The sequence below is a fragment of the Ovoidimarina sediminis genome (assembly GCF_032586175.1).
GTDB lineage: Bacteria > Pseudomonadota > Alphaproteobacteria > Rhodobacterales > Rhodobacteraceae > Ovoidimarina > Ovoidimarina sediminis.
Window position 1 is genome coordinate 64,892 of the sequence record NZ_JAWHTE010000016.1, and the last position, 12,473, is coordinate 77,364.

The 12,473-nt window shown below is 63.4% G+C and carries 14 protein-coding genes, 2 tRNA genes and 1 riboswitch; of the genes, 8 read left to right on the forward strand and 8 right to left on the reverse strand.

What is annotated here, in order from left to right; all coding sequences use genetic code 11:
- Nucleotides 1-51: 51 nt before the first annotated feature.
- Nucleotides 52-243, reverse strand: a riboswitch (cobalamin riboswitch).
- 69 nt (nt 244-312) lie between these two features.
- From RXV90_RS17335 to soxR, 4 genes are all read right to left on the reverse strand, one after another.
- Nucleotides 313-1,347, reverse strand: coding sequence for an NAD(P)H-dependent amine dehydrogenase family protein (locus tag RXV90_RS17335; RefSeq protein WP_316650160.1), 1,035 nt, complete (start codon nt 1,345-1,347; stop codon nt 313-315).
- Entirely contained in the window at nt 1,344-1,811 is a 468-nt protein-coding gene (locus RXV90_RS17340; RefSeq protein WP_316650162.1) for a DUF1348 family protein, read from the reverse strand. Before RXV90_RS17340 ends, RXV90_RS17335 begins: the two co-directional genes overlap by 4 nt.
- A gap of 31 nt (nt 1,812-1,842) precedes the next feature.
- A tRNA-Val gene (locus RXV90_RS17345) sits at nt 1,843-1,918 on the reverse strand.
- Nucleotides 1,919-1,960: 42 nt separating this feature from the next.
- On the reverse strand, nt 1,961-2,431 hold the full coding sequence (soxR, locus tag RXV90_RS17350) for a redox-sensitive transcriptional activator SoxR (protein WP_316650163.1): 471 nt from the start codon (nt 2,429-2,431) through the stop codon (nt 1,961-1,963).
- Between the two features lie 80 nt (nt 2,432-2,511).
- Between soxR and RXV90_RS17355 the strand changes: the two genes are divergently transcribed.
- Nucleotides 2,512-2,673: a hypothetical protein gene (locus RXV90_RS17355; RefSeq protein WP_316650165.1), complete on the forward strand. Its 162-nt coding sequence runs from the start codon at nt 2,512-2,514 to the stop codon at nt 2,671-2,673.
- Entirely contained in the window at nt 2,667-2,822 is a 156-nt protein-coding gene (locus tag RXV90_RS17360) for a hypothetical protein (protein ID WP_316650166.1), read from the forward strand. Before RXV90_RS17355 ends, RXV90_RS17360 begins: the two co-directional genes overlap by 7 nt.
- Nucleotides 2,823-2,845: 23 nt before the next feature.
- On the opposite strand, the gene RXV90_RS17365 is transcribed toward RXV90_RS17360, so the two are convergent.
- Nucleotides 2,846-2,920: transfer RNA gene (locus RXV90_RS17365), tRNA-Val, on the reverse strand.
- A gap of 60 nt (nt 2,921-2,980) precedes the next feature.
- Entirely contained in the window at nt 2,981-3,841 is an 861-nt protein-coding gene (locus tag RXV90_RS17370) for a Vgb family protein (protein WP_316650167.1), read from the reverse strand.
- A 256-nt stretch (nt 3,842-4,097) separates the two neighbouring features.
- Between RXV90_RS17370 and RXV90_RS17375 the strand changes: the two genes are divergently transcribed.
- On the forward strand, nt 4,098-4,595 hold the full coding sequence (locus RXV90_RS17375; RefSeq protein WP_316650168.1) for an AAA family ATPase: 498 nt from the start codon (nt 4,098-4,100) through the stop codon (nt 4,593-4,595).
- Between the two features lie 65 nt (nt 4,596-4,660).
- On the opposite strand, the gene lon is transcribed toward RXV90_RS17375, so the two are convergent.
- Nucleotides 4,661-7,075 carry an endopeptidase La gene (gene lon, locus RXV90_RS17380; RefSeq protein ID WP_316650170.1) on the reverse strand — a complete coding sequence of 805 codons (2,415 nt, stop codon included), beginning with the start codon at nt 7,073-7,075 and terminating at the stop codon, nt 4,661-4,663.
- Between the two features lie 280 nt (nt 7,076-7,355).
- Between lon and RXV90_RS17385 the strand changes: the two genes are divergently transcribed.
- A complete protein-coding gene (locus RXV90_RS17385; RefSeq protein WP_316650171.1) occupies nt 7,356-8,351 on the forward strand; it encodes a Hint domain-containing protein in 996 nt (331 codons plus the stop codon).
- A 199-nt stretch (nt 8,352-8,550) separates the two neighbouring features.
- Complete coding sequence (locus RXV90_RS17390) at nt 8,551-8,964, forward strand: hypothetical protein (protein WP_316650173.1); 414 nt, start codon at nt 8,551-8,553, stop codon at nt 8,962-8,964.
- 28 nt (nt 8,965-8,992) lie between these two features.
- Here the strand turns inward: RXV90_RS17390 and tgt are convergent, their stop codons facing one another.
- Nucleotides 8,993-10,120: a tRNA guanosine(34) transglycosylase Tgt gene (gene tgt / locus RXV90_RS17395; RefSeq protein WP_316650174.1), complete on the reverse strand. Its 1,128-nt coding sequence runs from the start codon at nt 10,118-10,120 to the stop codon at nt 8,993-8,995.
- Between the two features lie 125 nt (nt 10,121-10,245).
- On the opposite strand from tgt, the gene RXV90_RS17400 reads away from it, so the two are divergent.
- The 3 genes from RXV90_RS17400 (at nt 10,246) to RXV90_RS17410 (ending at nt 12,359) form a co-directional block, all read left to right on the forward strand.
- Complete coding sequence (locus RXV90_RS17400; RefSeq protein WP_316650175.1) at nt 10,246-10,611, forward strand: SUF system Fe-S cluster assembly protein; 366 nt, start codon at nt 10,246-10,248, stop codon at nt 10,609-10,611.
- A gap of 66 nt (nt 10,612-10,677) precedes the next feature.
- A complete protein-coding gene (locus RXV90_RS17405) occupies nt 10,678-11,310 on the forward strand; it encodes a hypothetical protein (RefSeq protein ID WP_316650176.1) in 633 nt (210 codons plus the stop codon).
- Between the two features lie 20 nt (nt 11,311-11,330).
- The gene (locus RXV90_RS17410) at nt 11,331-12,359 is read left to right on the forward strand and encodes a mechanosensitive ion channel family protein (protein WP_316650177.1); all 1,029 of its coding nucleotides are present in this window, start codon (nt 11,331-11,333) and stop codon (nt 12,357-12,359) included.
- Nucleotides 12,360-12,473: the final 114 nt, after the last annotated feature.

A 12,473-nucleotide genomic window follows, 5' to 3' on the forward strand; every position in this document is an offset into this window, starting at 1 on the left:
GAAGCGTCACCACAACGGAGGATCCGTAGCCGCCGGCGCACCCCGCACCCGGACTGGGTGATCTCTTCGGCAGGTCTCCTGACTTGCGGGTCACAGCGCGGGCTGGCCTTCCCAAGGTGCATGTTGCACCCCAGTGGCATCATCAACCTCGCTCGCCGCCTACAGTTGCGGGGGCAGTCGCGGCATTGGACCGCGTTCCCTTTTCACCGGGCAACCGCCCGGACCGAAGCAAAACGGTCCCTGCGCCTCGGTTATGATTCTGTCAAGGAATATGTGGATTGCGCTGTCAGGGCCGCAGGTACCGGGGCACCCTCAACGCGTCGTCATTTCATGCTGATAACCAGGCGGACCAAGCTTGTCCAAGGACATAAGCCCGGGAGGCGCATCAATGACATCGGGAATTCTGTTCACCACGGTCGAGCAGGTTATGAACCGCGTCGGAACCCGGTCGTTCCTCAGATGCAGATCGGGCTCTCCGAACACCTGCCACTTATTGCTGTCGGTCTCGCCCTCACGGTGAATCCGGCCCTCCATGCTGAACTCGAACGTGGGTCCCTCCGCCGTCGTCAGCACAGTCGTATCAACTGTTCCGATCAATGCATCGGGCGGCACATCCTTTCCCAGAGCACGGCAAGCAATCGGCGTATCCAGTACAATGGGGCTTACCGTGGAGGTCACCCTTTCGACCGTAAGACCAAGGCGCGCGACCATAGCCTCCAGCGTCTGGCGTGCCACGAATTCGGGCCAGCCGCTCTCGGCAACGTAGTCCTCGAACTCCGCGCGCGGCATACCGATCCGAAGATGGTTCGCGACTTCGGGGCCATAGTCGTCCACGTTCCAGACCGAACGCCCCACGACACGCTCGATCCGATGCGACGCCCCCATAAGCGTCGTAACGAGGTTCAGCCAAAAGACATCCTGCGCGCCCGAAGCAGCCAGCGTCACACCATGGGCCTTTGCCGCTGCATCAAGCATCTCGGCCTGCTCCGGCGCGCTCGTCCAGGGGAACACCGTCTCTTCCTCGATGGTGACAACATTCACACCGGCTTCCAGACAGGTCATGAAATGCGGCAGCATCGTTTCGAGGTAACTGCCGACACAGACAACCGCGATATCCGCATCCCGGCCCAGAACCGCTTTCGCATTTGCCTCGACGGTCACGCCCAAAGGGCGTTCAATACCCGCAACGATCCCCAGGTCCCGGCCAACTTTCGTCTCACTCCGACCGATTGCCCCGACGATCTCCACTCCGCGATCAAGCAAGAGCCGCGTGACAATCGATCCCATTTCGCCGACGCCGTAGATGACGGCGCGAATCGGCCTCGGGTTTGTTCCGAAAACGCTCAATCTCCAGCAACCTGCCGCTCGTAATCCGCAGCGTCATACCAACCGAGGGATTTGGTGACTTTCAGATTGTCATCGAGATCCCACTCCTCCCAGCCCGAGAAGCGCACATGGCGTTTCGTCTCTTTGTGGTGACCGTCAAATGTCCACGCGTAGACCATGTGGTGGTCGGCAACCAGGATCGAGTCGAGCGTCAGGACAAGGTCGGGAAAATCCGCCATGAAGCCAGCGGCCATCGCCGCAATCTCGGCCCGGCCGACCAAGGGTTCTCCCCCGTTCATACCCATGGTCGTTTGCTCTGCATACCGCAAGGAAACGGCATTGGGATCGCGATTGGTCCATGCGGCGCAATGGGCCTCGGCAATGTGACGGGCGGTGTTAAAGTCCGGTGTCAGGGTAATCTCCGTCGAAATGTAGAAAAACAACTGTTCAGAGACTAGTGGTGCAGCTGCCTTGCAATCAAGCATGGCTGCTCTCCAAACTTTCGATCAGGAAACCTGGTGGGCGATGAGAGACTCGAACTCCCGACATCCTCGGTGTAAACGAGGCGCTCTACCAACTGAGCTAATCGCCCGACTGCGCGCGGGATAGCGCGGGTTTCGCGCCTGTGCAAGCCTCAGCCGGGCGGTGTGGCGCGTTCCTCTGCCGTGCCTGTCCAGCGGCGGGCGCCAGGGCCCCTGTCGCCGAGCCTGTCGCCGGGGTTGTAGAGAGGGCAGCTTTCAAGCGAAAGGCAGCCGCAGCCGATGCAGAACCCCATCTGCTCGCGCAGGCGGGTGAGAAGGGTGATGCGTTCGTCCAGAAGCGCCGCCCAGGGTGCCGCGGCGCGGGCCCAGTCATCGGCGCTCACAGGCTTGCCGCGCGGGATCCGGTCGAGCACCGCCTTCACCTCCGCCAGAGACACACCGACCGATTGCGCCACGCGGGCGATCGCCACCCTGCGCAACTCTCGGCGGTCGTAGCGGCGGTGATTGGCCGGGGTGCGCCAGCTTTCGATCAGCCCCTCGGCTTCGTAATAGTGGATGGTCGAGACGGGCACGCCCGCGCGGTCGGCGAAGGCGCCGACACTCAGATCATTCGGTTTGGGCATCGGGAGATTTCCTCTTTACCTCAAGTTCACTTGAGGAACTAGCGTCTGACTATACGATTCGCCACTCAAAGGAGGTTTCCATGGCACATCCCCTTCACGATCTCGCCCACGCGCTCGAGCGGCTTCGGGAAAATCGGCGCGGGCAGGCCGCGCTCGAGGCCGCGCTGTCCGACCCGCACCGCGCCCGTGACCTTGGCCTGCCGCCGCGCCCCCTGATCCGGAAGGATGTGACGCCATGGTAGGCGTGAGATCCCTTCTGGCGATTTTCGCGCCCGAGCGGGCCTGCGGCGCGCTGTGCCGGGCGGTGGAGGCGGAAGTCGAGGCAATGCGGCGCGCCGATGCGCTCGATGCCCGGCGCGCGCCCTGCACAAACGAAAACGCGCCCCGTTGAGAGGGGCGCGTTTGCGGTGTGACTGGTGGGCGATGACAGATTCGAACTGCCGACATCTTCGATGTGAACGAAGCGCTCTACCACTGAGCTAATCGCCCCCGAGGCCCGGTCTCTTACCGCCAAGCGATGCGCTTCGCAAGGCCCCGCGGGCCGCGTTTTCAATTGGTGACGACGATGTATTTCACGATCCGGTTGTTGTCACTGTCCGAGATGTAGAAGGCGTTGCCGCGCATCGTCACGCCTTCGGGATCGTCGAGAAGGTTCGGCCCTTCCCCCGGGGTGCCGGAGCCTATCGCGCCCAGAAGCGCGCCGGAAAACGGATCGATCTTGAGCACCCGGTGCGCCTCCTGATCGGCCACGATCAGAAGGCCGTCGGGATCGATCGTCATGTAGCGCGGGCCCTGAAAGCGGTATTCCAGCGCGGCCAGCACCTGAAGCTCGTTCAGATCCTGATCGAGCCGGACGAGGCGGCGGGCGCGATTGTCGGCGACCCAGATCGAGCCGTCAGGCGCCTCTTCCACGTCATGCGCGCCGAAGAACCCGTCGGCGGTGGCCACGACACTGTCGCCCTCGACGGCGAAAAGCTGGCCCGTGCCGGAGGCCATGACATAAAGCCGCCCGTTCGAATGGGCGAGCGCGCCTTCGGTGTTGGGGAACGGGCCGAGCATGCCTTCGCTGACCGGGCGGTTTTCCGTCATGTCATAGACCACGACGCCGCTCAGCCCCGTGGCGGCGACGTAAAGCCGCCCGTCGGGCCCGAAAGAGACATCGCGGGCCTGCGACAGCGCGCCATCACCGATGGAGCCGATGATTTCCAGCGTCTCGGGATCCATCAGCACGACGCGGTCATTGAGCTTGTCGGCGATGTAGAGGTTGCCGTCCGGCCCGAAGGTCAGGTCATGCGGATCGCCGAGGACCGGAGCGCTTGCACCGGCGAAGCTCGCGAAGGGCGGCGGCCCGTTCTGGGCGGCGGCGGGCATGGCGGCGGCAAGAAGCAGAAGGGCGAGGATGGGGCGCATGGGCGGGGCTTTCGATCGGTGCGGATGGCCCATCATCCTCCGCCGGCCCGGCCCTGTCACTTCAAAGATCGCGTGAGGCCCTGCCGGGCTGGACACCGGGGGCCCGGATGTGCCAGCAGACGGGCATGACCCATGTCGCCAGATCCCGCGCCGCACGCTGCCAGAGGCGAATTAGCACCCCGGCCTGACACGTCGGGCCGGGCGACCATTCCCTTGTGTTCAACCGCGCGAAATGCGCCACTCCGGGTCTTTCCTCATGACAGTCACCCCCCCGACCCTGCACATGCTGTGCGGGAAAATCGCATCCGGCAAATCCACCCTCGCCGCAAAGCTTGCGCGTCGCGAGGGCACGGTTCTGATCTCGGAAGACGCATGGCTGAGCACGCTTTTTACGGATCAGATGTCGACCGGCGCCGACTATGTCCGCTGTTCGGCGAAGCTTCGGCAGATCATGGGGCCGCATGTCGCGGCGCTTCTGAATGCGGGGGTTTCGGTGGTGCTCGATTTCCCGGCGAACACGCCCGAGACACGAAAATGGATGCGGAAGATCCTGGATCTTACGGGGGCCGCGCACGAGCTTCACCTGTTCGACCTTCCCGATGATCTGTGCCTCGCGCGGCTTCGGAAACGGAATGCGGAGGGCACGCACGCCTTTGCGGTGACCGAGGATCTGTTTCACCGCTTTTCCCGCAACTTCGTGCCGCCGTCGCCCGACGAAGGCTTCACCATCGTGGTTCATGGTGAGACGGGCTAAGGCCCCCTCCGAACAGCAAAACGGCGCCCTAAGGCGCCGTTTTTTCAGTGGCTTGGCATCCGCGCTTAATGCGTCACGGTCTGCGTGCCATCGTCCTTGGCCACGTCCGCCGCGCGGGCCGCGGCCGCCGCTTCCTCGGCCGCCTCGTCCCATTCGATGGGCTCGGGTTCGCGGACAAGGGCGTGCTTCAGAACCTCCGACACGTGCGAGACCGGGATGATCTTCAGCCCGTCCTTCACGTTGTCCGGGATTTCCGGCAGATCCTTGGCGTTTTCCTCCGGGATCAGCACCGTTTTGATGCCGCCGCGCAGGGCCGCCAGAAGCTTTTCCTTCAGGCCCCCGATCGCCAGGACATTGCCGCGCAAGGTAACCTCGCCCGTCATCGCGATGTCTTTCTTGACCGGGATCTGCGTCAGAACGGAGACGATCGACGTCACCATCGCGACGCCTGCCGACGGGCCGTCCTTCGGTGTCGCGCCTTCGGGCACGTGGACGTGAATATCCATCGTGTCGAACTTCGGCGGCTTCACCCCGATCGACGGCGCGATCGAACGCACGAAGCTTGAGGCCGCGTCGATCGATTCCTTCATCACGTCGCCCAGCTTGCCGGTGGTCTTCATCCGGCCCTTGCCGGGCAGGCGCAACGCCTCGATCGAAAGAAGATCGCCACCCACGGATGTCCAGGCCAGACCGGTGACGACACCGACCTGATCCTCTTTCTCCGCAAGGCCATAGCGGAACTTCTTCACGCCAAGGAACTCTTCCAGAACGTCCGGAGTGACGGTGACCTTGTCGGTCTCTTTCTTCACGAGCTTCGTCACCGCCTTACGGGCGAGCTTCGCGATTTCGCGTTCGAGGTTCCGCACCCCCGCCTCACGGGTATAGGTGCGGATGATTTCCTGCAGCGCGTCGTCGGTCAGCTCGAACTCGGACGGTTTCAGCCCGTGGTTCTTCACCTGCTTGGCGATCAGGTGCTGCTTGGCGATCTCGGCCTTCTCGTCCTCGGTGTAGCCGGCGAGCGGAATGATCTCCATCCGGTCCAGAAGCGGGCCCGGCATGTTGTAGGAGTTCGCCGTGGTCAGGAACATCACGTTCGACAGGTCGTATTCGACCTCAAGATAATGATCGACGAAAGTGTTGTTCTGCTCGGGATCGAGCACCTCGAGCATGGCGCTCGCCGGATCGCCCCGGAAATCCTGGCCCATCTTGTCGATCTCATCGAGGAGGATCAGCGGGTTCGTCGTCTTCGCCTTCTTCAGCGCCTGGATGATCTTGCCTGGCATGGAGCCGATATACGTCCGCCGGTGGCCCCGGATCTCGCTTTCATCGCGTACGCCGCCCAGCGAGATGCGAATGAATTCGCGCCCCGTGGCCTTCGCGACCGACTTGCCGAGGCTCGTCTTACCCACGCCGGGCGGGCCGACGAGGCAGAGGATCGGGCCCTTCAGCTTTTTCGAGCGCTGCTGGACCGCCAGATACTCGACGATCCGTTCCTTGACCTTCTCGAGGCCGTAGTGATCGTCGTCGAGGATCTTCTCAGCCCGGCCCAGATCTTTCTTCACGCGGGATTTCACGCCCCACGGAATTGCCAGGATCCAGTCAAGGTAGTTGCGCACCACCGTGGCCTCGGCCGACATGGGCGACATGTTCTTCAGCTTCTTCAGTTCGGCATCCGCCTTTTCGCGGGCCTCTTTCGAAAGCTTCGTAGCCTCGATCTTTTCCTCGAGTTCGGCGATCTCGTTCGAGCCGTCCTCGCCGTCGCCAAGTTCCTTCTGAATGGCCTTCATCTGCTCATTCAGATAGTACTCGCGCTGGGTACGCTCCATCTGGGATTTGACGCGCGTCTTGATCTTCTTCTCGACCTGCAGAACGCTCATCTCGCCCTGCATCAGGCCATAGACCTTCTCAAGCCGCTCCGCGACGGTCAGGGTTTCCAGAAGCTCCTGCTTCTGTTCCACCTCGACGCCCAGATGGCCCGCTACGAGATCGGCGAGCTTGTCGGGCTCGCGCGTTTCCGAGACGGCGACGAGCGCCTCTTCGGGGATGTTCTTCTTCACCTTGGCGTAGCGCTGGAATTCGTCGGCCACCGACCGGATCAGCGCCTCGACCGTATCGACATCTCCAAGCGCCTCTTCCAGAAGCTCGGCACGGGCTTCGAAGAAAGCCTCGTTCTCGACGAATTCGGTGATGCGCACGCGCGCGCGACCCTCGACCAGCACCTTCACGGTACCATCGGGCAGCTTCAGGAGCTGAAGCACGTTGGCGAGAACGCCGGCGCGATAGATGCCGTCGGCGGTCGGCTCGTCGACGGAGGGATCCATCTGGCTCGACAACAGGATCTGCTTGTCATCCGCCATCACCGCCTCGAGGGCGCGGACGGAACGATCGCGTCCCACGAAGAGCGGGACGATCATGTGCGGAAAGACCACGATGTCGCGCAGTGGAAGGACCGGAAAACTTTGGGTTGTGTGCTCGGTCATGGAAAGTCCTTGTTCTTGGCAGGATGGCCCCGGCCCCGCTTCGCGGCAGCCTTTTGCATCCCCACGTCTTGGCTCTTAGAGATGGGGCTGTTCTGCCTCCGTTCAACCCAAGCGCCACGCCTGTTCATTCTGCGGTGAACTCTGCCCCGCACCGGGGCGGCCTGCAAGGCGCTAGTGCACGGGTTCCGTTTTTTTCGCCACGCCCGCGCCAGTGGCCCCAAATTCGCCGCAATTCTCCACACATGTTGGTCAAAACACATGGCATCGAGCAGAAAATCACATGCCGACATCGTTTACCTTCTATGCCCGCGGCGACAGTTCGACCGCCAACAACGGCGCGGTCAACTCGCAGAACACCATCACCGTTCCGGTCACCGAATTGCGATTCGAGGCGGCGGACGGGGGCGATGTTCTTCTGGATTACAATGACGGGGCTTCCGATCCGGATACGATCCTTTACGTCGACGGGGTTGAAACGACCTTCACGGTCGAATTCACCGGCACGCTTCCGTTAACCGGAAAATACAGCGACATCAACGGCTTGGATCTCCGCGGTGAAGAGGTGCTCGTCATCACCGACGACAGCACCGGGCAGCGGTATTACTTCCTCACGGATCAGATGGTTTCCGTCGCGACGATGGAAGGCTTTCCGAACGGTTCGATCCAGCTTGAGAATGTCAACGAAACGCCGCCGCCGGTCGCAATATGTTTTGCCTCGGGAACCGGGATCGATACGCCCATGGGCCCCCGCCCCGTCGAAGAGATCGCGCCCGGCGATATCGTGATGACCGATCTTGGGCCCCGCGCGGTCCGCTGGGTGGGCAAGCGCAAGGTGACGGCGGCCGAAATGGATACGGCACCGATGCTGCGGCCGATCACCATCGCGGCGGGCGCCATCGCGCCAGGCGTGCCGTCTGCCCCGGTGACCATTTCGGCCAATCACCGGATCCAGGTGTCAGGCTGGGCGCTGGAGCTGGCGCTGGGCCAGCCGCAGGCGCTTGTGGCGGCGAAACACCTTCTTCATCGACCGGGGATCACGCAAGGCCAGCCCGAAGACGGCGTGTCCTACGTGCACCTGATGTTCGACAGCCATCGACTGGTCACAACGTCGGGGCTTGTGTCGGAAAGCTTCGAGCCGGGGCCTGTGGGGCTTGCCACGCTCGATCCGCTTGCACGGCGCGAGGTGGCGCGGGTTCCGGTCGCCTTGGATGCACCCAGCCATGGTCATCCGAGCCTGAAACGTCACGAGGCACGGACGCTGGAGGCGCTGGCCTGACGCCAGGCGCCGGAACACGGGCAAAACCGTGGCATTTTTACTCTTTTCTCAATGCTTCTGCCACACAGTCGGCAAAGTATTGCCAAAATCTTGTTGCCTAGTTCCCCACGACCGCTAGATTTATGGTAATTGAGGGCATCGAGTGGACCCCATAATAAAATATCTGCAGCGCGAGCGTCGGCGCCTCGCAATGTTATCAGTGCTTTCATTCATCGGTGGTGCCGCGCTTTACGCCCATGCTCCCGGCAGCCTTGTGACCGTCGGTGGGCTGAATGTGCCCATCATGCTCTTTGCAGGCGCGTCCTATGCGATCGCCGTCTTCTTCACTGCCTGCCTGACAACGTACTTCCTGCCCGGCCTGCGGCATCTGGCCGATGCCGTTGCAGTAATGCGGCTTGTGGTGGGCTTGGGGGCACTGACGATGCCGGGCTTCGCTCACACGCTCATCCAGTCCCCGATCCTGTCGGCCACGCTCGTCGTGGGCGGTGCCGGCCTTCTGCTTGCCGCGCTTCCTATGGCGCGCGCTCAGGGTTCTGTCGCGGCGGAGGCCTTGGGCCAGGTGTTCGACTGGGTCGATGAACATTCGCTTGCCTACCAGGCCGCACGCACCTGAGCATCTCGTTCGCGGATCCGCCGCCGGGCTAGAGAGGCGGGATATCGCCCTCTGACCGTCCGGCGTGAAATCCGGCTTCCCAGGCATCGAAGCTTCCTGCGGCGATCGCCTGGCGCATACCCTCCATAAGCTCCTGATAATAATGAAGGTTGTGCCATGTCAGGAGCATCGATGACAGGATTTCCCCGGCCCGGAACACATGGTGGAGATAGGCCCGGCTGTAGCCGCGGCAGGCCGGACATCCGCAGGCCTCGTCAAGCGGCCTCGGATCGTCCGCGTGGCGCGCGTTCTTGATATTGACGACACCGCGGCGTGTGAAGGCCTGCCCCGTCCGGCCCGACCGGGACGGCAGAACGCAATCCATCATGTCGATCCCCCGCTTCACCGCGCCCACGATATCGTCGGGCTTGCCCACGCCCATCAGGTAGCGAGGCTTGTCGGCGGGCAGCATGCCGGGCGCATAGTCGAGGCAGGCGAACATCGCCTCCTGCCCCTCGCCCACGGCGAGCCCGCCCACCGCGTAACCGTCGAACCCTATGTTGGTCAGCGCCGCGGCGGAGTCGGCCCTCAGATCCCGTTCAAGCCCGCCCTGCTGGATGCCGAACAGCGCATGCCCCGGCCGGTCGCCGAACGCCTCGCGCGAGCGCGCGGCCCATCGCATCGAGAGCCGCATGCTGTCTTCGATCCGGGCCCGATCCGCCGGAAGGGCCGGGCATTCATCGAAGGCCATGACGATATCGGAGCCGAGGAGCCGCTGAATTTCCATCGACCGTTCCGGCGTCAGGGTGTGGCGGGAGCCGTCGATATGGCTTCGGAAGGTCACCCCGTCCTCGGTGAGCTTCCGCAACTCGGCCAGGCTCATCACCTGGAAGCCGCCCGAATCCGTCAGGATCGGCCGCTCCCAGTTCATGAAGCGGTGCAGGCCGCCGAGCCGCGCAATCCGCTCCGCCCCCGGGCGCAGCATCAGGTGATAGGTGTTGCCCAACAGGATATCGGCCCCGGTCTCGCGCACGCTTTCGGGCCGCATCGCCTTGACCGTCGCCGCGGTGCCCACCGGCATGAAGGCGGGCGTGCGCACCTCGCCCCGCGGTGTGTGGATCACACCTGTGCGCGCCTGCCCGTCCGTGGCCTTGAGCGTGAAGCTGAACTCCGTCATGGCCGCGCTCCTACGCCGCTTCTCCCCCGGGGCGCAAGCGCCTGCGGCACGTTATCCGCCAGGGTGGACGCCCCGGAGCGCATTCCTTATATGTTTGGTCAAGTTTCATCCACGGCACCGAGCAAATGACTGTAGAACCGAAGGAAATGATGGAAGGCGCGCCCCTGATCCGCCCGTCGACCACCGACCATCCGCTTTACGACACGGTGGTTGAAGCCTGCCGGACGGTGTTTGACCCGGAAATTCCGGTCAATATCTACGATCTTGGCCTCGTCTACACGATCGACATCTCGGGCGAGGCGGACGTGAACGTGGTGATGACCCTGACGGCGCCGGGCTGTCCCGTTGCGGGCGAGATGCCCGGCTGGGTTGCCGAAGCCATCGAACCGCTTCCCGGCGTGCGCACGGTGAATGTCGAGATCACCTGGGATCCGCCCTGGGGGATGGATATGATGTCGGACGAAGCGCGGCTGGAACTCGGCTTCATGTAATCCGCCATCCGCACCCTCGTTCGGGGGTATTCGGGGAACCGCGAAGCGGCCTGCGCGTTATCGCGTATGCATCGACTGAATTTCTGGCACCTGATACGGTACATCGCCGCCCTTCTTCTGATCCCGGCTGTCCTCGCCGCACCCGGGCCCGTCCATGCGCAAAGCTCCGATGACAGCGTCGCGTACCAGGTCGAAACGCTGAATTCCGGTCTTCCGGAACCGCCTGACTGGATCGATCGCTCCACCCCGCGCGCGACGATGCAGTCGCTGATCACAGCCGAGCGTACGGGAATGTGGGCAGAGGCGGCCCACCTTATGAATCTCAATGGCTTGCCGCCCGGTCTTCAGGCAGAGATCGGCGCGGAACTGGCCAGCAAGCTGACCACGGTGATCCGCCGCAAGACGGTGGTGGACTGGACGGATCTGCTTGACCGGCCCGATGCGCTGGACGCCCGCGCAAGCGACCGTTCCGCCACCGCCGAGATGGCGCGCAAATCGATCCTGCTCTGGACGCTCGATCTTGGCGACTATCCCGCGGCACTTCGGCTCAACCGCCTTCAGCCCGAGAACGGAGCGCCCGTCTGGGTTTTTCCCGTCAGACAGTCGACGCGATTGAACCGCTCTACGCCCGCTACGGGCCGTCTCAATTCGAGGCCGCGCTTCCGGGCTGGCTGCGCAAGGATGCAGCGCTGGGACTGATGCGATGGGAATGGTTCGCCATGCCCATCCTCATCGCCGTCGCGGTTCTGATCGGGCTTGTCGTGCGCTGGGGCCTCGACGCCGCCGCACGTGTCAGCGACCGCGGCGTCGTGTCCGAGATCCTGAGAGCGACGCGGGGGCCGGCGATCTTCGGGGCGGTCACCGCGATCGTATCGGTCGCCTCATCCACGCTGTTCGTCTTCTCGGGGCGGATCGACGCCGCGCTCGACCCGCTGATCGCCATCGGCATCACTGCCTCTGTTCTGTGGCTCTTCGTCAATGCGATCGACGTGCTGCTCGACCGGCTGGTCGATTTCGACGGCACCGACCTTAGCGGCAACGCCGAGCGCACCAAGCGCTCGGTCGCGACGAAGGTTGCCGCCGCGCGGCGCGCATTGATCGTGATCGCGGTGGCGATCGGCGCCGGAACCGTTCTGACGACATCGAACCTCTTGCAAAACCTCGGCCTGTCCATTCTCGGCACCGCCGGGGCACTGACCCTGATCCTCGCCTTCGCGGCGCGCCGGGTGCTGGGCAACATCATGTCGTCGCTTCAGATCGCGCTGAACCAGTCTGCCCGGATCGGGGACCGCATCGTCTACAAGGATCATCTCTGCCATGTGGAACGGATCAACTTCACCTTCGTCCAGTTGCGGGACTGGGACGGGACGCGCCTTGTCGTTCCCGTCGAGGATTTCGTGTCGGAGGCGTTCGAGAACTGGACGATGCAGGAGCCCGAGATGCTTCGCATCATCAAGATCAAGATGGCGCACGGGGCCGACGTGGAAGAGCTGCGCACGGTCTTCGATGAGGTGATCGAGGGCCTGGACCAGGAAGAACTTGGCGATCTCGACAAGGTGAAGGTGCGCGTGGCGGATCAGGATGTTTTCGGCAAGGACGTCTGGTTCTGCCTGCCTTGCGCGGATCCGAACACATCGTGGGACATCGCCTGCCAGGCACGAGAAGAGATCATCGCCCGCGCCGCGAAACGAGAGGAGACGGGCGACGACCGCATGTTTCCTGAGGCGAACCCCGCCGAAGCGGCCTGAGCGTCACTGGCGCGGGTCATCTGCACGTTACGTTGGCCAGACATGGTGACCACGCGTTTCTTCGCGCGTTCGTGATCGGCCGGAAATGCGGCCATGGAAGCTTGCCAGACGGCC

Bases quoted from the DNA above. Each gene is read 5' to 3' on its own strand.
- RXV90_RS17340 (WP_316650162.1), bottom strand. From the start codon at position 1,811: ATGCTTGATTGCAAGGCAGCTGCACCACTAGTCTCTGAACAGTTGTTT.
- soxR (WP_316650163.1), bottom strand. From the start codon at position 2,431: ATGCCCAAACCGAATGATCTGAGTGTCGGCGCCTTCGCCGACCGCGCG.
- RXV90_RS17355 (WP_316650165.1), top strand. From the start codon at position 2,512: ATGGCACATCCCCTTCACGATCTCGCCCACGCGCTCGAGCGGCTTCGG.
- RXV90_RS17360 (WP_316650166.1), top strand. From the start codon at position 2,667: ATGGTAGGCGTGAGATCCCTTCTGGCGATTTTCGCGCCCGAGCGGGCC.
- RXV90_RS17370 (WP_316650167.1), bottom strand. From the start codon at position 3,841: ATGCGCCCCATCCTCGCCCTTCTGCTTCTTGCCGCCGCCATGCCCGCC.
- RXV90_RS17375 (WP_316650168.1), top strand. From the start codon at position 4,098: ATGACAGTCACCCCCCCGACCCTGCACATGCTGTGCGGGAAAATCGCA.
- lon (WP_316650170.1), bottom strand. From the start codon at position 7,075: ATGACCGAGCACACAACCCAAAGTTTTCCGGTCCTTCCACTGCGCGAC.
- RXV90_RS17385 (WP_316650171.1), top strand. From the start codon at position 7,356: ATGCCGACATCGTTTACCTTCTATGCCCGCGGCGACAGTTCGACCGCC.
- tgt (WP_316650174.1), bottom strand. From the start codon at position 10,120: ATGACGGAGTTCAGCTTCACGCTCAAGGCCACGGACGGGCAGGCGCGC.
- RXV90_RS17400 (WP_316650175.1), top strand. From the start codon at position 10,246: ATGACTGTAGAACCGAAGGAAATGATGGAAGGCGCGCCCCTGATCCGC.
- RXV90_RS17405 (WP_316650176.1), top strand. From the start codon at position 10,678: ATGCATCGACTGAATTTCTGGCACCTGATACGGTACATCGCCGCCCTT.
- RXV90_RS17410 (WP_316650177.1), top strand. From the start codon at position 11,331: ATGCCCATCCTCATCGCCGTCGCGGTTCTGATCGGGCTTGTCGTGCGC.